Source organism: Streptomyces sp. NPDC100445, from assembly GCF_044759735.1.
In the GTDB taxonomy this organism is placed as follows: domain Bacteria; phylum Actinomycetota; class Actinomycetes; order Streptomycetales; family Streptomycetaceae; genus Streptomyces.
The window spans coordinates 209,080-228,392 of sequence record NZ_JBIVZV010000003.1 but is presented as its reverse complement, the minus strand read 5'-3'; the positions used below and the strand labels follow the sequence as shown (position 1 = coordinate 228,392).

The window sequence follows — 19,313 nt, the reverse complement described above, 5'->3', positions numbered from 1 at the left end:
GGCCTGTGTCGTTCCCGCGGCGGAGTTCCCGGCGACCCGTCCCGGCTCTCGCCGATTCCGCGGCCGAGCCCGTCCCTCCGGGCCCTCGCCGTCACCGGCCGGGTCCCGACGTCCCGTTCCCGGTCCTCACCGTCCTCGGCCGACTCCCGTCATCCCGCCCCCGACCCCGCCGCCCCCCCGGCCGAGTCCCGTCGTCCCGTCCCCGTCGGGCGGGCCGGTGCTTCGCGGCTGAAGCCTGGCCCTCCGGTGGGGGCGGGGCTTGACAGGGTCTGAGGGGGCGTCAAATCTGGGTTCAGCGACTGTGCGTCAGGGAGGCGAGGATGCCTGCTGCCCGGGAGTCCCTGCTCGACGCCGCCTACGCGGCGCTCGCGCGCCGGCCGTGGTCCGCGGTGCGGATGGTCGACGTGGCCGTCTCGGCCGGGGTGTCCCGGCAGACCCTGTACAACGAGTTCGGCGGCAAGGACGGGCTGGCCCGGGCGCTGGTGCGGCGGGCGGCCGACGGCTACCTGGCCGGTGTGGAGCGGGCGCTCGGCAGCGCCGCCGGGCCGTTCGAGCGGCTCACCGCCACCGCCGAGTGGACGGCCGCCGCGGCGCGGGAGAACACCCTGGTGCGGGCGCTGCTCACCGGCTGCTGGACGGAGCGGCTGCCCGTCCCGCCGTCCGCCCCCGTCCCCTCGTCCACCACCGTGCCGGCGCGGCGCCGGGCGGACGGGCCGCTGCCGGCGCCCCGTGACTTCGTGCGGCTGGTCCGGGACCGCGCGGTGAGCGTGCTGGCCGGTCCCGGTGTCTCCCCGGCCGACACCGCCGAGCTGCTGCTCGTCTGCGAGCTGGTGGTGCGCCTGGCGCTGTCCTGTGTGGCGGCCCCGCCGGGGGAGGGCGGCATGGCCGAGCTGGTCCGGGCGGTGCTGCCGCGGCACCTGGGGTGAGGGCGGGCCGCCGGTGCCGTCACTTCTTCAGCCGGCCCACCTTCGTGCAGTCGACGTCGGCGAGACCGTTCGCCCCGTAGTTCGCGAGGCCGGAGCGGACGGCGAGGACCTGGGGGCGGCTGGTGGAGGGGGACGGAGTGGCCGAGGGCCCACAGCCGAGAAGAGCCCGGGCCGGCGGCGGCTTCTGCGGGCCCATGTCCGCCCCCTGATGCCTAGTGCGCCGACCCCGACAGCTGGAGGCCGATGACGCCGAGGATGACCAGGCTGATCGAGACGATCTTCAGGGTGGACACCAGGTCGCCGAGGAAGACCATGCCGTAGACGGCGGTGCCCGCCGCGCCGATGCCGGTCCACACGGCGTACGCGGGGCCGACGTCCAGCTTCTTCAGGGACAGGGTCAGCAGGCCGAAGCTGCCCAGGGCGAAGGAGGCGAAGGCGATCGTCGGCCACAGCCGGGTGAACCCGTGGGAGAGCTTCAGGCACACGGCGAAGCCGGTCTCCAGAAAACCGGCCACTATGACCAGCAGCCACGCCATGTGCGGTCCTCCCGTTGGTCCGGATCTCCGGCTCGGTGTGATTATGCACTCACCGGCCGCCCACCCGGCGCACAACGCGGTGCTCAGTCGTCCTCCGTGGCCTCCCGCGTGGACAGCAGCCGGCGCAGTGAGTACAGCCGTGCCGGGTCCGCGTGCCCCTCCTCGACCCACGCGTCGAGCGCGCAGTCCGGTTCGTCGTGGCTGCACGCGCGCGGGCAGCCCTCCGTGCCGGGGACGAGGTCGGGGAAGGCGAGGATCACCCGCGAGGGATCGATGTGCGCGAGCCCGAAGGAGCGGATGCCCGGGGTGTCGACGACCCAGCCGTCCGCGCCGCTCAGCGGCAGGGCGAGGGCGGACGTCGTGGTGTGCCGGCCGCGTCCCGTCACCGCGTTGACGTGTCCCGTCGTACGCCGCCGGTCCTCCGGGACCAGCGCGTTGACCAGCGTCGTCTTGCCGACGCCCGAGTGCCCCACGAATGCGGTGATCTTGCCGTCCAGGTGGGCGCGCACCCGGTCCGCCGCGTCGCCGTTCCACAGCTCCTCGCGGCTGGTGACGACGTAGGGGATGTCCAGGTCGCCGTACAGCTCCAGCAGCCCGTCCGGCGGGGCCAGGTCCGACTTGGTCAGCACCAGCAGCGGGGTCAGGCCGCCGTCGAAGGCCGCGACCAGACAGCGGTCGATCAGCCGGGGGCGGGGCTCGGGGTCGGCCAGCGCGGTCACGATCGCCAGTTGGTCGGCGTTGGCGACGACCACCCGCTCGTAGGGGTCGTCGTCGTCGGCCGTGCGGCGCAGCACCGACGTGCGCCCCGCGATCCGCACGATCCGCGCGAGGGTGTCCTTCTTCCCCGACAGGTCACCCACCAGGGCCACCTGGTCGCCGACGACGGCGGCCTTGCGACCCAGTTCGCGGGCCTTCATCGCCAGCACGACCCGGTCGTCGACCAGGCAGGTCAGCCGTCCGCGGTCGACGGTGAGGACCATGCCCTCGGCGGCGTCCTCGTGTTTGGGCCGGATGTGGGTCCGCGGCCGGTTGCCCTTGCGGTTGGGGCGGCTGCGGATGTCGTCCTCGTCGGTGTGCTTGCCATAGCGGCGCATGCTGTACGTCCCTACTGCCCGAGCATCCCGGTCCACAACTCGGGGAAGTCCGGGAGGGTCTTCGCGGTCGTCGCCACGTTCTCGATCCGCACCCCCTCCACGGCCAGGCCGATGACCGCGCCGGCCGTCGCCATGCGGTGGTCCTCGTAGGTGTGGAACACCCCGCCGTGCAGCGGGCGCGGGCGGATGTGCAGGCCGTCGGCGGTCTCCGTGACGTCACCACCGAGTTCGTTGATCTCCTTGGTGAGCGCGGCCAGCCGGTCCGTCTCGTGCAGCCGCAGGTGGGCCACGCCCCGCAGGGTGGACGGCGAGTCGGCGAGCGCCGCGACCGCCGCGATGCCCGGGGTCAGCTCGCCCACGTCACCCAGGTCCACGTCGATGCCGTGGACCGCGCCCGAACCGGTGAACACCAGCCCGAAGTCGGTAAGTTCGCAGGAGCCGCCCATCTCGGTGAAGATCTCCCGCAGCCGGTCGCCCGGCTGGGTGGTGCGGGCCGGCCAGTCCGGGATCAGCACCTTGCCGCCGGTGACCAGGGCCGCCGCCAGGAACGGCTGCGCGTTGGACAGGTCGGGCTCGACGGTGAGGTCCCGGCCGAGCAGCGCCCCCGGCGTCACCCGCCACACATCGGGCTCACCGCCGGACTCCGGGGTGTCCACCTGGGCGCCCACCGCGCGCAGCATGTCGACCGTCATCCGGATGTGCGGCACCGACGGCAGGGTGGCACCGGTGTGCCGAACCTCGACGCCCTGGTTGAAGCGCGGCCCGGACAGCAGCAGCGCCGAGACGAACTGGGAGGACGATGAGGCGTCGACCGAGACCGGGCCGCCGTCCAGGGCGCCCCCGCCGTGCACGGTCAGCGGCAGCGCGCCCCGGCCGTCGTCGTCGATCCGGGCACCGAGCGCGCGCAGGGCGTCGATCACCCCGTGCAGGGGACGCTCGTAGGAGCGTGGGTCGCCGTCGAACCGGATCGGGCCGTCGGCCAGCGCGGCCACCGGCGGCAGGAACCGCATCACCGTGCCCGCGTTACCGACGTCGACCGTGGCCGGACCGCGCAGGCCGGTGGGGAGCACCCGCCAGGCCTCACCGGTGCCGTCGGGGCCCACACCCTCCTCGATCTCCACGCCCATGGCGCGCAGCGCACCGGCCATCAGCAGGGTGTCCCGCGAGCGCAGCGGGCGGCGCAGCCAGCCGGGCTCGGAGGCCAGGGCTGCGAGGACCAGGGCGCGGTTGGTCACCGACTTGGACCCCGGCACATGGACCGTGGCGTCGACGGCCCCGCTCGCGAGCGGGGCGGGCCAGAGGGCGGTGGGAGCGGGATTCGGGGCCATGGGGCCACTTTATAAGCAGGGCCCGGCGTCAACCTTCCAGCAGCCAGCGTCCCCCGCCGATCAGCGAGGACAGGGACACCGCGTGGAACAGGAACAGCCACAGTCCCGCCGGTACGTGCGTCAGCCGCGACAGCTGGTCCGCGTCCGAGTCGCCCGCACCGCCCCGCGACCGCTTGGTCTGGAGCTCGAACGGCGGCCGTACCCCGCCGGCCAGCAGGAACCACACCACCGCGTACGCGAACGCCGCCTGCACCTGCGGCCCCGCCAGCCAGGACACCAGCAGGAACGCGCCCCCGGCCAGCACCACGGTGAGCACGCCGTAGGCGTTGCGGATCATCACCAGCATCGCCACCAGCAGGGCCGTGGCCACCCACAGCAGCAGCGTTATGCGGCCCGTGGCCAGCAGCGCGGCCCCGCCGAGCCCCAGCAGGGAGGGCGCTGTGTACCCGGCGGCCGCCGTGAGGATCATGCCCAGCCCGTAGGGCTTGCCCCGGCTGAGGGTGAGCCCGCTGGTGTCGGAGTGCAGCCGGATGCCGGTGAGCTGCCGGCCGGTGAGCAGCGCCACCAGGCCGTGGCCGCCCTCGTGCGCGATGGTGACCGCGTTGCGGGACACCCGCCACACCGGGTGCGGGACGACGACGGCGAGGGCCGCGCCCAGGGTGGCCAGCACCACCCACAGGTCGGGATCGGGCTGGGTGCCGGTGAGCCGGCCCCAGAGGCCGGGCAGCGCGGTGGCGGCGAGGCTCTCCATGTGTCCGAGTGGCTCCTGTCCTGGTGGTCGACGGCGGCCGGCGCGGGCGCCGGCGCGGCGGGGTGGTGGTCGGGGGGCGGGTCGGCCTGGCAGTGTGGCACGTATGTGCGGACGGTATGCATCGAGTCGTGGGCCCGAGGATCTCGCGGGAGTCTTCGGGGTCGAACGCTGGGATCCCGAGGAGACCCTGGAGCCGGACTACAACGTGGCCCCCACCAAGGAGGTCCACGCCGTCCTGGACCGCCCCCTGAAGGACGCGGAATCCCCGCGCCCGGTTCGTCAGCTGCGCAGACTGCGGTGGGGCCTGGTCCCGTCGTGGGCGAAGACACCCGAGGGCGCCGCCCGGATGATCAACGCCCGGGCCGAGACCGTGCACGAGAAGCCCGCCTACCGGCGCGCCTTCGCCGCCCGCCGCTGCATCCTGCCCGCCGACGGCTACTACGAGTGGGTCACCGGCAGCCAGGAGCGCGAGCTGGAGGTGGAGGGCCGCAAGAAGCGCCCGCGCAAGCAGCCGTACTTCGTGCTCCCCGCCGACGGCTCGGTGTTCGCGATGGCCGGCCTGTACGAGTTCTGGCGCGACCGGACGCTGCCCGACGACCACCCGTCGGCCTGGTGGGTCACCTGCTCGGTGATCACCACCGAGGCGGAGCGGGACCCGTTGGCCGTCGCCCCCGCCGAGGGCCCGCGCTCCCTCGCCGACATCCACCCCCGGATGCCGCTGATGCTCACCCCGGACCGCTGGGACGCCTGGCTCGACCCCTCCCGCACCGACCCCGAGGAGCTGCGCGCGCTGCTGGCCCCGCCCCCGCCCGGCCTGATGCGCGCCTACCCGGTCTCCACCGCCGTCAGCAACGTCCGCAACAACGGCGCGGAGCTGCTGAAGGAGCTGGAGGCACCCGAAGAGGGCACACTCTTCTGACGTGAGCACCCACACCGTCGAGACCGTCGACACGGACGCCGGACCCGCCCGCGTCACCTGGCACCCGGCCCCCGCGGCCCGCCTGGTGCTGGCCGCCGGCCACGGCGCGGGCGGCGGCATCGACGCCCGTGACCTGCGCGTACTCGCCCGCACCCTGCCCGCGCGGGGCGTCACGGTCGCCCTCGTCGAACAGCCCTGGCGGGTCGCCGGCAAGAAGGTCGCACCCGCGCCGAAGACCCTGGACACCGGATGGCGCGGGGTGTGGCCGGCGCTCATCCGGCCCGGCCTGCCGGTGATCTCCGGCGGGCGCAGCGCCGGCGCCCGCGTCGCCTGCCGCACGGCCGGGGAGCTGGGCGCGCACGCCGTGCTCGCGCTGAGCTTCCCGCTGCACCCGCCGGGCCGCCCCGAGCGCTCCCGCGCGGCGGAACTGCTGGGCACCGGCGTGCCCACGCTGGTCGTGCAGGGCGGCAACGACCCCTTCGGCAGGCCGGCGGAGTTCCCGGCGGGCGACTTCGCCCTGGTGGAGGTCGACCGGGCCGACCACGGCCTCGCGGTACCCCGCGGCGCGGACCTCACCCAGGACCAGGCCCTGGACCTCATCGGCGCCCGCGTCGCGGAGTGGGCCCTGTCACTGGGGTGACGCCAGGGAATGCGGCGCGAACGGCCGCTGTTGAGGCGGACAGAAGTGCTGACGCCTCGGCACCGATGTCGTGGGAAAGGAAGTCCGCCGCATGGGTTCGACCATCTGCCCGGGCCGCAGCGGCCGCACCGACCTGGACTGGACGGTGCTGCACGCGGCCAGGACCGCTCCTATTCGAGCGGCGGCAGGCACGGGTCGTGTTCTATCCTCCGAAACGAGTGGGACCGGTTCTGGTCCCGCCCGGGACTTCGAGGAGGTGGGTCCGGTCACTGGGACCGACGCAGGGACCGACAACGGCCAGGCGGAGCCGCCCGAGGGCCAGGGCGTCAGCGCGGAGGCGTCCGGTGAGACGACCGTGGAGCGCAGTGCGCGCTTCGAGCGGGACGCGCTCGAGTTCCTCGACCAGATGTACTCGGCCGCGCTGCGCATGACGCGCAACCCGGCCGACGCCGAGGACCTGGTGCAGGAGACGTACGCGAAGGCGTACGCGTCCTTCCACCAGTTCCGCGAGGGCACCAACCTCAAGGCGTGGCTCTACCGCATCCTCACCAACACCTTCATCAACTCCTACCGCAAGAAGCAGCGCGAGCCCCAGCGCTCCGCCGCCGAGGAGATCGAGGACTGGCAGCTCGCCCGCGCCGAGTCGCACATGTCGACGGGTCTGCGCTCCGCCGAGTCGCAGGCGCTCGACCACCTGCCCGACTCGGACGTGAAGTCGGCGCTCCAGGCGATCCCCGAGGAGTTCCGCATCGCGGTGTATCTCGCGGACGTCGAGGGGTTTGCCTACAAGGAGATCGCGGACATCATGGGGACACCCATCGGAACGGTGATGTCCCGGCTGCACCGGGGGCGCCGCCAGCTGCGCGGCATGCTGGAGGACTACGCCCGTGAGCGGGGCTTGGTCCCGGCCGGTGCCGGAGAGTCGAACGAAGCGAAAGGCTCGGGCTCATGAGCTGCGGAGATCCGCACGAGACGGACTGCCGTGAGGTCCTGGACCACCTGTACGAGTTCCTGGACAGCGAGATGCCGGACGTCGACCGCGACAAGTTCCAGCACCACTTCGAGGAATGCTCGCCGTGCCTGGAGAAGTACGGCCTGGAGCAGGCCGTGAAGAAGCTGGTCAAGCGGTGCTGCGGCCATGACGACGTGCCCGCCGACCTGCGCGCCAAGGTCATGGGGCGGATCGACCTGATCCGCTCCGGCCGGACCGTCCCCGGCCACGACGTGGCCCGGACCCCGACGGCGCCCCAGGAATCCTGACACGCCGAGTCGTATCACCCGAACGTGCTAATCCTCAGGTCATAGGTCCCGCACTCCCGACCCCCGCCCTAGGCTCCCAGCCACGACGGGCAGGGTCGGGGAGGGGCGTGATGGACGCGGTACCGGCGAGGGCGCGCGGCTACGTGACCGGCGTCGCCCTGCTCGCCGCCCCCTGCCTGCTGCGCCCGCCGGGCACCCCCGTGCACTGGTGGGCACCGGCCCTGCTCGCCGCGCTCTACGCGGCCTGCGAGCACGTCGTGCACCGGCGTCTCGGCGGCACCTTCTACCCCGTTCTCCTCGCCGGCGCCTTCCTGCTGCCCCCCGCGGCCGCCGCGCTCGTCCCGCTGCCCGCTCTCCTGCTGCCCCCGGCCGGAGACCGGGCCGCCCTGTCCCGGCGCGTGTGGCGAGCCGCGCGGCCCGTGTTGGCCGTGTGGAGCGCAGCGCGGGCGCACGGCGCGCTCGGCGGCCGGGACGCCGTCACCTGCTCCGACTTCCCCTACGCCCTGCTGCCCGCCGGCGCCGCCGTCCTCGCCTTCTGCCTCGTCCTCACCCTCCTCGACGGCGGGCTGCGGGCGGCGGCCGGGCTGGCGCCGCCGCGGCGCGCCTGGCGCGGACTGCTGGCCCGCTCCCTGGCGCCGGTCGCCGTGCACGGCCTGGCCGGACTGATGATGGCCGTGCTCTGGCGCAGCCCCTACGGCCCGGCCGCCGCGCTGCTCGTCCTGCTCCCGATGTGCGTCTCGTGCTGGGTGTTCGCCCAGTACCACCGCGAACGCGCGGCCCACCAGGCCACCATCCGTGCCCTCGTCCAGGCCGTCGACATCAAGGACGGCTACACCCGCGGCCACAGCGAACGCGTCGGCCAGGCCTCCGTGCTGATCGCCCGCGAACTCGGCATGGACGAGGACCGCGTCGAGACGCTGCGCTTCGCCGGCATCCTCCACGACGTCGGCAAACTCGGCGTGCCCACCCGGCTGCTGCGCAAGGATGGACCGCTCACCCCCGAGGAACGCCGGATCATCGAGCTGCACCCCGAGTACGGCCACGAGATGGTCCGCGGGATCTCCTTCCTCGGCGAGGCCCGCGCGGCCATCCTCCACCACCACGAACGCCTCGACGGCAGCGGTTACCCCTATGGGCTGGCCGGCGACCGGATCCCCGAGTGCGCCCGGATCGTCGCCGTAGCCGACGCCTTCGACGCGATGACCTCCACCCGGTCCTACCGCAGGGCCCGGCCGGTCGAGGCGGCCGTCACCGAGCTGGAGCGCTGCGCGGGCGCCCACTTCGACCCCCGGGTGGTCGGCGCCCTCGTCCGCGCCGTGCGCCGCTGCGGCTGGCGGCCCACCGTCACCGCCGACGAACCCCCGTACGGCACCGCACCGGCCGGGCCGGCCCCGCGCACCGGGGCGGCCCGGTGAGCCCCCTGCGGCTCATCCACGGTGCCGCGGCCCTCCTCGCGGCCGGCTCCCTCGCCGCGACCCTGTGGAACGGCCTGGAGGACCGGGGCGTCGCGCTCGCCTTCGGCACCCTCGTCGCCGTCGGCGAGCTGACCCGGTGGAGCGACTCCCGGGCGCGCCAGGCCGCGCCCCTGGGTGCCGCCGGCTCCCTGTCGTACGCCCTGCTGGGCACCGACGCCGGGCGGCCCGTCCAGCACGGGGCGGCCCAGGTGGTCACCGTGGTCCTCGTCGCCGCCCTGCTCGGTGCCGTCCCGCACATCTGGTCCGGCGCCACCCCGACCACCGACCACCTGGCCCGCCGCGTCCTGACCGTCGGCTTCGCCGCCGTCTGCTTCCAGCCCCCTTGCGACAACCGGGTCTTCGCCTCCTGGACCGGCCCCGCCTACCCGCTGCTGCTGCTCACCCTGCTCGCCCTCACCTCCCTGTGCGGGGCGGTCCTGGCCGCCACGCTCGCCCACTGCCGCACCGGCTGGCCGTTCGGCCCGCTGCTGCGCGAGGAACTGCGCGGGCTGCTGGGCATCGGCTCCGCGGTCTGCGCCACCGGCGCGGTGATCGCGCTCGGGGTCGCCGTCGCCGGGCTCTGGGCGCTGCCGGTGTTCTGCCTGCCGCTGCTCCTCGTCCAGGTGTCCCTGCGCCGGTACGCGGCCGTGCGCGCCACCTACCGGCAGACCATCGCCTCCCTCGCCCGCGCCACCGAGATCGCCGGCTGCACCCCCGCCGGGCACGCCCACCGGGTCGCCGCGCTCAGCCTCGCCGTCGGCCGTGACCTCGGTCTGACCGGACCCGAGCTGACCGTCCTGGAGTACGCGGCGCTCATGCATGACATCGGCCAGCTCAGCCTGGTCGACCCGGTCCCGGCGGGCGCCACCGCCGCCCTGCCCGCCGCCGAGCAGCGGCGCATCGCCCTGCTGGGCGGGGCCGTGGTCCGGCAGACCGGCGTGGCCGCGGCCGTCGCCGTCGTCGTGGAGCGGCAGGCCGATCCCTGCCCGGAGCAGCCGCTCGCCGCCCGGGTCGTGCGGGCCGTGAACGCCTACGAGGAGAAGGCCCGCGACGCCGGCCCCGAGGGTCCGCTGCGCGCGCTGGAGGAACTGCGGCTGGGCACCGCCGGCGACTACGCTCCCGAGGTCGTGGAGTCGCTCGCCCGGGTCCTGGCCCGGTCCCGCGGCCGGCCCGCGCCCGTCCCGCCCCCCGGCACAGCGAGACGGACGGAACTGTCTGACCCCGCTCCCGGCTGGGTAACCCATGGGTAATGAGCGACTCTCCCGCCGTACGTGGTTGGATGCGAGGGAGAGGGTGTCCGGGGGCACAAGCCAGCCCACAGCGGGAAATGGAACTGGCAGGCGGGAATCGTGAGGATCTTCGGCAAGGCACGGCACCGGCCCTCCGCCTCCTGGCGGCAGGCCACCGACCGCGCGTTCACACTCATCGGTGACGGCCGGTACGAGGACGCGGGCGAGCTGTTGACACGCGCCGCCGACCTGGAGCCCTGGCTGGCGGAGTCCTGGTTCAACCTGGCCCTGCTGCACAAGTTCCGGCACGACTGGGAGCAGGCCCGGGCCGCCGGTCTGCGCGCCGTGGCCCTGCTCGACCGGGAGTCCGGCGCTCCCGACTGGTGGAACGTGGGGATCGCCGCGACCGCCCTCCAGGACTGGCCGCTGGCCCGCCGCGCCTGGCAGGCGTACGGGCTGAAGGTGCCCGGCGGTGCCGCCGTCCCCGGTGAGCCGCTCGGCATGGAGCTGGGCAGCGCGGCCGTGCGGCTGTCCCCGGAGGGCGAGGCCGAGGTGGTGTGGGGCCGCCGGCTGGACCCGGCGCGGATGGAGGTGCTGTCCATCCCGCTGCCCTCGTCCGGGCGGCGCTGGGGCGAGGTCGTGCTGCACGACGGCGTCCCGCACGGCGAGCGCACGACGTCCGCCGGCCACACCTACCCGGTGTTCGACGAGATCGAGCTGTGGGCGCCGTCGCCCGTGCCCACCTGGGTGGTCCTGCTGGAGGCGGCCACCGAGGCGGACCGGGACGCGCTGGAGCAGCTGGCCGCCGACGCCGGGTTCGCCGCGGAGGACTGGTCGTCGTCGGTGCGGCTGCTGTGCCGCACGTGCTCGGAGTCGCGGATGCCGTCCGACGAGGGCGACGGGGTGCACCTGGACCCGCACGACCACAGCGAGCCGGGCCACCCGGGGCCGCTGGGGCACCGCACCGACGGGCAGCTGTGGGTGCCGGAGCGGGAGTGCGGGGTCGCGGCACCGGCCTCGCTCGTGCGCGGGCTGCTGGACGGATGGGTGGCGGACAGCCCGGACTCGCGGGACTGGCGGGATCTGGAAGAGGTCTGCTGACCGCTCGCCGTACCCTGTATCAGCAGTATCTCCCCCTGATTCTTTGAGGAAGGCGTACGTCGGTCATGGCGCAGCAGGACACCGATCAGCAGCACGCGGGCGTGCTCCCCGTCGACGACGAGGGGTACGTCGTCGACACGGAGGACTGCGAGGAGCGTGAGCGGACGTGGCGCGAGCGCGGCACCTCGCGGCCGATCACGGTCGTCGGCAACCCCGTGCTGCACAAGGAGTGCGAGGACGTCACCGAGTTCGGTGAGGAGCTCCAGGGGCTGGTCGCCGACATGTTCGCCAGCCAGCGCACCGCCGAGGGCGTGGGCCTGGCCGCCAACCAGATCGGTGTCGGACGGAAGGTCTTCGTCTACGACTGCCAGGACGACGAGGGGGTCCGGCACGTCGGTGTGATCTGCAACCCGAAGCTGGTCGACCTGCCCGCCGAGCGGCGCCGTCTGGACGACAGCAACGAGGGCTGCCTGTCGGTGCCGGCGGCCTACGCGGCGCTCGCCCGGCCGGACTACGCCGAGGTGACCGGCCAGGACGAGCGGGGCAACCCGGTCAAGGTCCGCGGCACCGGCTACTTCGCGCGCTGTTTGCAGCACGAGACCGACCACCTCTACGGCTACCTGTACATCGACCGGCTGTCGAAGCGCGACCGCAAGGACGCGCTGCGGCAGATGGCCGAGAACGAACCGCGCTACCCCGTGGTCGCCAACGACTGACCGCCGCACGGCGGATGGCGCCCGGCCGGGATCACTCCCGGCCGGGCGCCTTCGTGTTGCCGCCGCCCCTCGCTCGCGCGTGCGTCGTACACCCGATCCCCTGCCGCCCGATGGTGATCCTTAATCAGTCACACAAGGGGGATTCTCAGCACCTTGGGGTAGTGAATGGAGCAAATCCGTTCCCACGGCGGTCAGTTGTGGTGCTGAATAGAAGTACGGGGATACGCAACGGCGCACGCCCGGCACAACAGGGGGCGTGCGCTCCTGGCGGCTGGAAGGGGTTTGTACGTGCAGGCTTTCCCGCGCAGCACCACAGCGACCCGGACGGCGGTCGCGGTCCCGCCCTCACTGGCGCTCCCGGTGATCGAGACCGCCTTTCCCCGGCGGCTGCACCCGTATTGGCCGCGACTCCAGGAGAACACGCGCCGCTGGCTGCTGGAAAAGCGGCTCATGCCGGTGGACAAGGTCCATGAATATGCCGACGGACTGTGCTACACGGACCTCATGGCCGGCTACTACACCGGCGCGGCCGACGAGGTCCTCCAGGCCATAGCCGACTACAGCGCGTGGTTCTTCGTCTGGGACGACCGCCACGACCGCGACATCGTGCACGGCCGGGCCGGCGACTGGCGGCGGCTGAGACACCGGCTGCACGCCGCCCTGGACTCGCCCAGGCACCACCTGCACCACCCGGACCCTCTGGTCGCGGGTTTCGCCGACAGCGTGCTGCGGCTGTACGGCTTCCTGCCGCGCACCTGGAACCTGCGGTTCGCCCGGCACTTCCACGCGGTGATCGAGGCCTATGACCGCGAATTCCGTAACCGCACCGAAGGGTATGTGCCGGGCGTCGAGGAATACCTCGCCCTGCGCCGCCTGACCTTCGCCCACCGGATATGGACGGACCTTCTCGAACCCGGCGCCGGTTGCGAACTCCCGGACGCCGTGAGAAAGCACCCCGCATATCGCCGGGCGGCCCTTCTCAGTCAGGAGTTCGCCGCCTGGTACAACGACCTGTGTTCGCTGCCGAAGGAAATAGCGGGCGACGAGGTCCACAATCTCGGCATCAGCCTCATCACCCATGAGGGACTGACCCTCGAAGAAGCGGTCGACGAGATGAGGAGACGCGTCGAGACGTGCGTCGGTGAATTCCTCGCAGTCGAACGGGACGCGTTACGGCTCGCCCACGACATCGACGACGGCACCGTCCGCGGCAGGGAACTCGGCACCGCCGTGCGCACCTGCGTCGACGCCATGCGCAACTGGTTCAGCTCCGTCTACTGGTTCCACCACGAGTCCGGCCGGTACATGGTCGACAACTGGGACGACCGGTCCACGCCCCCGTACGTGTCGAACGAAGCGGCAGGTGAGCAATGACCGTGGAGTCCGTGCAGTCCGCCTCCCCCGGAGCGGGCGCGCTGCGAGAACCGCCCCGGGCCCCGGGCGCCGTGCCGGTCCTCGGACACGGCCCGAAACTGGCCCGCGACCCGCTCGCCTTCATGTCCGGGCTGCGCGACCACGGTGACATCGTGCGCCTGCGGCTCGGCCCCAAGACCGTGTACGCCGTCACCACCCCCGCGCTCACCGGAGCCCTCGCCCTCGACCCCGGGTTCAGCATCGCCGGCCCCCTGTGGGAGTCCCTGGAGGGCCTGCTCGGCAAGGAGGGCGTGGCCACCGCCAACGGCTCCCGCCACCGCCGCCAGCGGCGCACCATCCAGCCCGCGTTCCGGCTCGACGCGATACCGCGGTACGGGCCGGTCATGGAGGAGGAGGCGCACGGGCTGACCGAGCGCTGGAAGGCCGGCGGGACCATCGACTGCACCTCCGAGTCCTTCCGGGTCGCCGTCCGCATCGCCGCCCGCTGCCTGCTGCGCGGCGACTTCATGGACGAGCGCGCGGAACGGCTCAGCACCGATCTCGCCACCGTCTTCCGCGGTATGTACCGCAGGATGGTGATCCCGCTGGGCCCCCTCTACCGGCTGCCGTTTCCGGCCAACCTGGAATTCAACCGGGCATTGGCCGATCTGCATCTGCTGGTGGACGAGATCGTCGCCGAGCGACGGGCATCCGGTCAAAAGCCGGACGATTTGCTGACGGCATTGCTGGAGGCGAAGGATGACAATGGCGAGCCCATCGGGGAACAGGAGATCCACGACCAGGTCGTCGCGATCCTCACCCCCGGCAGCGAAACAGTGGCGTCCACGGTCATGTGGCTGCTCCAGGTCCTCGCCGCGCATCCGGAACACGCCGAGCGGGTCCGGGCCGAGGTGGAATCCGTGACCGGCGGCCGGCCGGTCGCATTGGAGCACGTGCGTGCCCTCGGGCACACCAACAATGTCGTCGTCGAGGCCATGCGACTTCGGCCCGCCGTATGGATTCTGACCCGCCGCGCGGTGACGGACACCGAACTCGGTGGCTATCGCATTCCGGCCGGGGCGGACATCGTCTACAGCCCGTACGCCATCCAGCGCGACGGCCGTTCCTACGCCCGCCACCTCGACTTCGACCCCGACCGTTGGCTGCCGGAGCGCGCCGGCGAGGTACCGAAGTACGCCATGAGCCCGTTCAGCGTGGGCAACCGCAAGTGCCCGAGCGACCACTTCTCCATGACCCAGCTGACCCTGATCACCGCCGCGGTCTCGGCGAAGTACCGCTTCGAGCGGGCCGAGGGGTCCGACGAGAGCACCCGGGTGGGCATCACCCTCCGTCCGCAGAACCTGCTGCTGCGGGCGATCCCCTGGTAGGCCGCCGGTACCGGCGCGCGCTCAGGCGGCCCGCGGGCCCCGGAACGCGCGCCGGTAGGCCTGCGGGGTCGTGCCCAGCGCCCGCACGAACTGATGGCGCAGCGCCGCGGCCGTACCGAACCCGGTCCGCCAGGCGACGGCGTCCATGGTCTCCTCCGTGCCCTCCAGCAACTCCTGGGCCAGCAGCACGCGCTGGCGCAGGATCCACCGGTACGGGGTCGTCCCCGTCTCCTGTTGGAACCGCCGGGCGAAGGTGCGCGGCGCCATGTGGGCCCGGGCGGCGAGCTGCTCGACGGTCACCTCCTGGTCGAGGTGCGCCTCCATCCACGCCAGCACCTCCCCGACCGTGTCGCAGGGAGCCTTCGGCAGGGGACGCTCGATGAACTGCGCCTGGCCGCCGTCCCGGTGCGGGGGAACCACCATCCGGCGGGCGATCCTGTTGGCCACCTCCGGGCCCTGCTCCTTGCGCACGATGTGCAGACAGGCGTCGATGCCGGCGGCGGTGCCGGCGGAGGTGATGACCGGGTCCTCGTCCACGTAGAGCACGTCCGGCTCGGCCCGGAGCCGGGGGTACCGCAGGGCGAGCTGGTCGGCGTGGTGCCAGTGCACCGCGCACCGCCGCCCGTCCAGCAGTCCCGCCGCGGCCAGCACGAACACCCCGGAGCAGACGCTGAGCACCCGGGCACCCCGGTCGACGGCGCGCCGCAGCGCGGCCAGCAGTTCCTCCGGGAACGCGCGCTCCGTGTACGCCTGCCCGGCCGGGACGGCGATCAGGTCGGCCTCCTCCAGCCGCTCCAGCCCGTACGGGGTGGACACGGTGAACCCGCAGTGGGTGCCGAGCGAGGGCCCCTCCGCGGAGACCACGGCGAAGTCGTACACCGGCAGTCCCTCGTCACCGCGGTCGATGCCGAACACCTCGCACACGACACCCAGCTCGAAGGGGTGCACTCCGTCCAGCAGCACGGCCGCCACGTTCTTCAGCATGCGGCCAGTGTGCCGCACCGGTGGCAGTAATTCGAGGGTCCCTGGCATTCCTGCCACTGCCGGTAAGGAGTATCCGGCGGGACAGTGGTGTCCATGAACGGAAACCAGATCGAAGGCCTCATCGGAATGTCCACCACCCTCGGGATCCTGGTCCTCCTGGTCCTCCCGTCCCTGCTCGGTGTCGTGCGCGACAGGCGCATCGACCGGCAGCTGAGGGAGGCCCAGGAGGACCGGACGAAGGCAGGGGCTCAGAAGTCCTCGTCCAGGTCGACGGTGCCCTCCACCGCCACCTGGTACGCCGACGGACGGCGCTCGAAGAAGTTCGTCAGCTCCTGAACACCCTGGAGCTCCATGAAGGAGAAGGGGTTCTGCGAGCCGTACACCGGGGCGAAGCCGAGACGCGTCAGGCGCTGGTCGGCGACGCACTGGAGGTACTGGCGCATGGAGTCGGTGTTCATGCCGGGAAGGCCGTCGCCGCACAGGTCACGGGCGAACTGGAGCTCCGCCTCGACGGCCTCCCCGAGCATGTCGGTGACCTCCTGCCGCAGCGCGTCGTCGAACAGCTCCGGCTCCTCCTTGCGCACGGTGTCGACGACGTCGAACGCGAAGGACATGTGCATCGTCTCGTCGCGGAACACCCAGTTGGTGCCGGTGGCCAGGCCGTGGAGCAGACCCCGGCTGCGGAACCAGTAGACGTACGCGAAGGCGCCGTAGAAGAACAGCCCCTCGATGCAGGCGGCGAAGCAGATCAGGTTCAGCAGGAAGCGGCGGCGGTCGGCCGGCGTCTCCAGCCGGTCGATCTTCTCCACCTCGTTGATCCACTTGAAGCAGAACCCGGCCTTCTCCCGGATGGACGGGATGTTCTCGACGGCGGCGAAGGCGGCGGCGCGGTCGTCGGGATCGGGCAGGTAGGTGTCCAGGAGGGTCAGGTAGAACTGGACGTGGACTGCCTCCTCGAACAGCTGCCGGCTCAGGTAGAGCCGCGCCTCGGGGGAGTTGATGTGCTTGTACAGCGTCAGCACCAGATTGTTGGCGACGATCGAGTCACCGGTCGCGAAGAAGGCGACCAGCCGGCCGATGAGGTGCTGCTCCTCCGGCGTGAGCCGGGCGAGGTCGGCGACGTCGGAGTGGAGGTCGACCTCCTCCACGGTCCAGGTGTTCTTGATGGCGTCCCGGTAGCGCTCGTAGAAGTCGGGGTAGCGCATGGGACGCAGCGTCAGTTCGAAGCCCGGGTCGAGGAGCCGGGTGTCACGGGTGGTCATCACTGGCAGGCCTCGCAGGACTCGGGGTTCTCCAGGGAGCAGGCGACCGCGTCGGGGTCGGTGGCCTGCTGCACGGGAATGGCGGGCTGCGCCTGGGCGGCGCGGGCGATGCGCGTCGCGGGACGCGAGCGCAGGTAGTACGTCGTCTTCAGCCCGGACTTCCAGGCGTACGCGTACATCGAGGAGAGCTTGCCGATGGTCGGCGTCTCCAGGAACAGGTTCAGGGACTGGGCCTGGTCGAGGAACGGGGTGCGGGCGGCGGCCATGTCGATGAGGCCGCGCTGCGGGATCTCCCAGGCCGTGCGGTACAGCCTGCGTACCTCCTCGGGGATCCAGGCGAACCCCTGCACGGAGCCGTTCGCGTCGCGCAGCGCCTCGCGGGTGCGGGCGTCCCACACCCCGAGGTCCTTCAGCTCCCGCACCAGGTAGGAGTTGACCTGGAGGAACTCACCGGACAGCGTCTCGCGCTTGAACAGGTTCGACACCTGCGGCTCGATGCACTCGTAGACCCCCGCGATCGAGGCGATCGTGGCCGTCGGGGCGATGGCCAGCAGCAGCGAGTTGCGCATCCCCGTCCGCGCGATGCGCGCGCGCAGCACCTCCCAGCGCTCGGGCCAGGTGAGCGTGGTGTCGTAGTGGTCGGGGTGGAGCACCCCGCGGGCGGTACGGGTCCGCTCCCAGGCGGGCAGCGGCCCGTTGCGCTCGGCGAGGTCGGCGGAGGCCTCGTACGCGGCGAGCATGATCCGCTCGGCGATCCGCGTGGACAGGGCCTTGGCCTCGGGGGAGTCGAAGGGCAGACGCAGCTTGAAGAAGACGTCCTGGAGGCCCATCGCGCCCAGGCCGACCGGACGCCACCTGGCGTTGGACCGGCCCGCCTGCTCCGTCGGGTAGAAGTTGATGTCCACCACGCGGTCGAGGAAGGTGACGGCCGTGCGGACCGTCTCGTCCAGCCGCTCCCAGTCGATGTCCCCGTCCCGCACGAACGCGCCGAGGTTGACCGAGCCCAGGTTGCAGACGGCCGTCTCGCCGTCGTCGGTGACCTCCAGGATCTCCGTGCACAGGTTGGAGGAGTGGATGACGCTGCCCGGTTCGGCGGTCTGGTTGGCGGTGCGGTTGGCGGCGTCCTTGAACGTCATCCAGCCGTTGCCGGTCTGCGCGAGGGTGCGCATCATCCGGCCGTACAGGTCCCGCGCCGGGATCGTCCTGCGGGCCAGCCCCGCCGCCTCGGCCCGGCGGTAGGCGGCGTCGAACTCCGCGCCCCACAGGTCGACCAGCTCCGGCACGTCGGCGGGCGAGAACAGCGACCACTGCTCATCGGCGTTGACCCGGCGCATGAACTCGTCCGGCACCCAGTGCGCGAGGTTGAGGTTGTGCGTACGGCGGGCGTCCTCGCCGGTGTTGTCCCGCAGCTCCAGGAACTCCTCGATGTCGGAGTGCCAGGTCTCCAGGTAGACCGCCGCCGCGCCCTTGCGCCGGCCGCCCTGGTTCACCGCGGCCACCGAGGCGTCCAGCGTCTTCAGGAACGGCACGATGCCGTTGGAGTGCCCGTTCGTCCCCCGGATCAGCGAACCGCGCGACCGGATGCGGGAGTACGACAGACCGATGCCGCCGGCGTGCTTGGAGAGCCGGGCGACCTGGTGGTAGCGGTCGTAGATGGAGTCCAGCTCGTCCAGCGGGGAGTCCAGCAGGTAGCAGGACGACATCTGCGGGTGCCGGGTGCCGGAGTTGAACAGGGTGGGGGAGGAGGGCAGGTAGTCCAGGCGGCTCATCAGCCGGTACAGCGCCGCGACCTCGTCCACGGCCCGGCTCGTGTCGTCCTCGGCCAGACCGCTCGCCACGCGCAGCATGAAGTGCTGGGGCGTCTCGATCACCTTGCGGGTGATCGGGTGCCGCAGCAGGTAGCGGCTGTGCAGGGTGCGCAGGCCGAAGTAGCCGAACCGGTCGTCGGCCGCGCCGTCGACCAGCGCGTCCAGCCGCTCGGCGTGCAGCCGGACGAAGGCGGCGGTGCGGTCGGCGACGAGGCCCTCGCGGTGCCCGACGGCGACGGACCCGGTGAACGACGTCACGCCCTGCGAGGCGGCCTCGTCCCGGATCGCGAGGGTCAGCAGCCGGGCGGCCAGCTTCGAGTAGGCGGGGTCCTCGGAGATCAGGCCGGCGGCGGCCTCCGTGGCCAGCTCCCGCAGCTCCGCCTCGTCCGCCCGCGCGGACCGGCCGCGCAGCGCGGCGGCGGCGACCCGGCCGGGGTCGGCGTCGGGCAGGTCCGCGGTCAACTCGGTCAGGATCCGCAGCAGCGCGGTACCGGGGCCGTCGGACTTCGGCTCGGTGACTGAAGCCGGATCGGCTGGCGCGATGGTCACGTGGGGCTCTCCCTC

General features: G+C 72.6%; 20 protein-coding genes. 12 read left to right on the top strand and 8 right to left on the bottom strand.

Going from position 1 to position 19,313, the window contains the following annotated elements:
* Nucleotides 1–320: 320 nt before the first annotated feature.
* Nucleotides 321–926 (top strand): TetR/AcrR family transcriptional regulator, encoded by a 606-nt coding sequence (locus tag ACIQVT_RS10025; protein WP_403750239.1) that lies wholly within the window; start codon nucleotides 321–323, stop codon nucleotides 924–926.
* A 19-nt stretch (nucleotides 927–945) separates the two neighbouring features.
* On the opposite strand, the gene ACIQVT_RS10020 is transcribed toward ACIQVT_RS10025, so the two are convergent.
* The 5 genes from ACIQVT_RS10020 to ACIQVT_RS10000 all read right to left on the bottom strand — a co-directional run bounded on the left by ACIQVT_RS10020 (nucleotide 946) and on the right by ACIQVT_RS10000 (nucleotide 4,635).
* Nucleotides 946–1,122, bottom strand: coding sequence for a hypothetical protein (locus ACIQVT_RS10020; RefSeq protein ID WP_403750236.1), 177 nt, complete (start codon nucleotides 1,120–1,122; stop codon nucleotides 946–948).
* A 16-nt stretch (nucleotides 1,123–1,138) separates the two neighbouring features.
* Complete coding sequence (locus tag ACIQVT_RS10015; RefSeq protein WP_403750233.1) at nucleotides 1,139–1,462, bottom strand: DMT family transporter; 324 nt, start codon at nucleotides 1,460–1,462, stop codon at nucleotides 1,139–1,141.
* A gap of 83 nt (nucleotides 1,463–1,545) precedes the next feature.
* Nucleotides 1,546–2,556, bottom strand: a complete 1,011-nt coding sequence (gene rsgA, locus ACIQVT_RS10010; RefSeq protein WP_403750231.1) for a ribosome small subunit-dependent GTPase A — start codon at nucleotides 2,554–2,556, stop codon at nucleotides 1,546–1,548.
* Between the two features lie 11 nt (nucleotides 2,557–2,567).
* Nucleotides 2,568–3,884, bottom strand: a complete 1,317-nt coding sequence (gene aroA, locus ACIQVT_RS10005) for a 3-phosphoshikimate 1-carboxyvinyltransferase (protein WP_403750229.1) — start codon at nucleotides 3,882–3,884, stop codon at nucleotides 2,568–2,570.
* A 28-nt stretch (nucleotides 3,885–3,912) separates the two neighbouring features.
* Complete coding sequence (locus ACIQVT_RS10000) at nucleotides 3,913–4,635, bottom strand: M50 family metallopeptidase (RefSeq protein WP_403750227.1); 723 nt, start codon at nucleotides 4,633–4,635, stop codon at nucleotides 3,913–3,915.
* 103 nt (nucleotides 4,636–4,738) lie between these two features.
* Here ACIQVT_RS10000 and ACIQVT_RS09995 point away from each other — a divergent pair, with 103 nt between their 5' ends.
* The 10 genes from ACIQVT_RS09995 (at nucleotide 4,739) to ACIQVT_RS09950 (ending at nucleotide 14,695) form a co-directional block, all read left to right on the top strand.
* On the top strand, nucleotides 4,739–5,554 hold the full coding sequence (locus ACIQVT_RS09995) for an SOS response-associated peptidase (protein ID WP_403750224.1): 816 nt from the start codon (nucleotides 4,739–4,741) through the stop codon (nucleotides 5,552–5,554).
* A gap of 1 nt (nucleotide 5,555) precedes the next feature.
* Nucleotides 5,556–6,194 carry an alpha/beta family hydrolase gene (locus tag ACIQVT_RS09990; protein ID WP_403750221.1) on the top strand — a complete coding sequence of 213 codons (639 nt, stop codon included), beginning with the start codon at nucleotides 5,556–5,558 and terminating at the stop codon, nucleotides 6,192–6,194.
* A 256-nt stretch (nucleotides 6,195–6,450) separates the two neighbouring features.
* A complete protein-coding gene (locus ACIQVT_RS09985; protein WP_403750925.1) occupies nucleotides 6,451–7,146 on the top strand; it encodes a sigma-70 family RNA polymerase sigma factor in 696 nt (231 codons plus the stop codon).
* Nucleotides 7,143–7,454, top strand: coding sequence for a mycothiol system anti-sigma-R factor (gene rsrA / locus ACIQVT_RS09980; protein ID WP_403750220.1), 312 nt, complete (start codon nucleotides 7,143–7,145; stop codon nucleotides 7,452–7,454). Before ACIQVT_RS09985 ends, rsrA begins: the two co-directional genes overlap by 4 nt.
* Before the next feature lie 110 nt (nucleotides 7,455–7,564).
* On the top strand, nucleotides 7,565–8,869 hold the full coding sequence (locus ACIQVT_RS09975) for an HD-GYP domain-containing protein (RefSeq protein WP_403750217.1): 1,305 nt from the start codon (nucleotides 7,565–7,567) through the stop codon (nucleotides 8,867–8,869).
* Nucleotides 8,866–10,158, top strand: coding sequence for a metal-dependent phosphohydrolase (locus ACIQVT_RS09970; protein WP_403750215.1), 1,293 nt, complete (start codon nucleotides 8,866–8,868; stop codon nucleotides 10,156–10,158). The genes ACIQVT_RS09975 and ACIQVT_RS09970 overlap by 4 nt, the downstream gene beginning before the upstream one ends.
* 99 nt (nucleotides 10,159–10,257) lie before the next feature.
* Nucleotides 10,258–11,238 (top strand): tetratricopeptide repeat protein, encoded by a 981-nt coding sequence (locus ACIQVT_RS09965; RefSeq protein ID WP_403750213.1) that lies wholly within the window; start codon nucleotides 10,258–10,260, stop codon nucleotides 11,236–11,238.
* 65 nt (nucleotides 11,239–11,303) lie between these two features.
* Nucleotides 11,304–11,954: a peptide deformylase gene (gene def / locus ACIQVT_RS09960; RefSeq protein WP_403750211.1), complete on the top strand. Its 651-nt coding sequence runs from the start codon at nucleotides 11,304–11,306 to the stop codon at nucleotides 11,952–11,954.
* A gap of 288 nt (nucleotides 11,955–12,242) precedes the next feature.
* Nucleotides 12,243–13,328: an epi-isozizaene synthase gene (cyc1, locus tag ACIQVT_RS09955; RefSeq protein WP_403750208.1), complete on the top strand. Its 1,086-nt coding sequence runs from the start codon at nucleotides 12,243–12,245 to the stop codon at nucleotides 13,326–13,328.
* The gene (locus tag ACIQVT_RS09950; protein WP_403750205.1) at nucleotides 13,325–14,695 is read left to right on the top strand and encodes a cytochrome P450; all 1,371 of its coding nucleotides are present in this window, start codon (nucleotides 13,325–13,327) and stop codon (nucleotides 14,693–14,695) included. The genes cyc1 and ACIQVT_RS09950 overlap by 4 nt, the downstream gene beginning before the upstream one ends.
* 21 nt (nucleotides 14,696–14,716) lie before the next feature.
* On the opposite strand, the gene ACIQVT_RS09945 is transcribed toward ACIQVT_RS09950, so the two are convergent.
* Nucleotides 14,717–15,679, bottom strand: a complete 963-nt coding sequence (locus ACIQVT_RS09945; RefSeq protein ID WP_403750202.1) for a GlxA family transcriptional regulator — start codon at nucleotides 15,677–15,679, stop codon at nucleotides 14,717–14,719.
* A gap of 93 nt (nucleotides 15,680–15,772) precedes the next feature.
* Here ACIQVT_RS09945 and ACIQVT_RS09940 point away from each other — a divergent pair, with 93 nt between their 5' ends.
* Complete coding sequence (locus tag ACIQVT_RS09940; RefSeq protein ID WP_403750200.1) at nucleotides 15,773–16,015, top strand: hypothetical protein; 243 nt, start codon at nucleotides 15,773–15,775, stop codon at nucleotides 16,013–16,015.
* Here the strand turns inward: ACIQVT_RS09940 and ACIQVT_RS09935 are convergent.
* Both ACIQVT_RS09935 and ACIQVT_RS09930 read right to left on the bottom strand, forming a co-directional pair.
* A complete protein-coding gene (locus ACIQVT_RS09935) occupies nucleotides 15,928–16,941 on the bottom strand; it encodes a ribonucleotide-diphosphate reductase subunit beta (protein ID WP_403750198.1) in 1,014 nt (337 codons plus the stop codon). The two genes, ACIQVT_RS09940 and ACIQVT_RS09935, sit on opposite strands and share 88 nt — an antisense overlap.
* The gene (locus ACIQVT_RS09930) at nucleotides 16,941–19,298 is read right to left on the bottom strand and encodes a ribonucleoside-diphosphate reductase subunit alpha (protein WP_403750196.1); all 2,358 of its coding nucleotides are present in this window, start codon (nucleotides 19,296–19,298) and stop codon (nucleotides 16,941–16,943) included. The genes ACIQVT_RS09935 and ACIQVT_RS09930 overlap by 1 nt, the downstream gene beginning before the upstream one ends.
* Nucleotides 19,299–19,313 lie beyond the last annotated feature (15 nt).

Coding starts and splice junctions, on each gene's coding strand:
- ACIQVT_RS09940 (WP_403750200.1), top strand. CDS start 15,773: ATGAACGGAAACCAGATCGAAGGCCTCATCGGAATGTCCACCACCCTC.
- rsgA (WP_403750231.1), bottom strand. CDS start 2,556: ATGCGCCGCTATGGCAAGCACACCGACGAGGACGACATCCGCAGCCGC.
- ACIQVT_RS09935 (WP_403750198.1), bottom strand. CDS start 16,941: ATGACCACCCGTGACACCCGGCTCCTCGACCCGGGCTTCGAACTGACG.
- ACIQVT_RS10025 (WP_403750239.1), top strand. CDS start 321: ATGCCTGCTGCCCGGGAGTCCCTGCTCGACGCCGCCTACGCGGCGCTC.
- def (WP_403750211.1), top strand. CDS start 11,304: ATGGCGCAGCAGGACACCGATCAGCAGCACGCGGGCGTGCTCCCCGTC.
- rsrA (WP_403750220.1), top strand. CDS start 7,143: ATGAGCTGCGGAGATCCGCACGAGACGGACTGCCGTGAGGTCCTGGAC.
- ACIQVT_RS09975 (WP_403750217.1), top strand. CDS start 7,565: ATGGACGCGGTACCGGCGAGGGCGCGCGGCTACGTGACCGGCGTCGCC.
- ACIQVT_RS09995 (WP_403750224.1), top strand. CDS start 4,739: ATGTGCGGACGGTATGCATCGAGTCGTGGGCCCGAGGATCTCGCGGGA.
- ACIQVT_RS10020 (WP_403750236.1), bottom strand. CDS start 1,122: ATGGGCCCGCAGAAGCCGCCGCCGGCCCGGGCTCTTCTCGGCTGTGGG.
- aroA (WP_403750229.1), bottom strand. CDS start 3,884: ATGGCCCCGAATCCCGCTCCCACCGCCCTCTGGCCCGCCCCGCTCGCG.
- ACIQVT_RS09950 (WP_403750205.1), top strand. CDS start 13,325: ATGACCGTGGAGTCCGTGCAGTCCGCCTCCCCCGGAGCGGGCGCGCTG.
- ACIQVT_RS09945 (WP_403750202.1), bottom strand. CDS start 15,679: ATGCTGAAGAACGTGGCGGCCGTGCTGCTGGACGGAGTGCACCCCTTC.
- ACIQVT_RS10000 (WP_403750227.1), bottom strand. CDS start 4,635: ATGGAGAGCCTCGCCGCCACCGCGCTGCCCGGCCTCTGGGGCCGGCTC.
- ACIQVT_RS10015 (WP_403750233.1), bottom strand. CDS start 1,462: ATGGCGTGGCTGCTGGTCATAGTGGCCGGTTTTCTGGAGACCGGCTTC.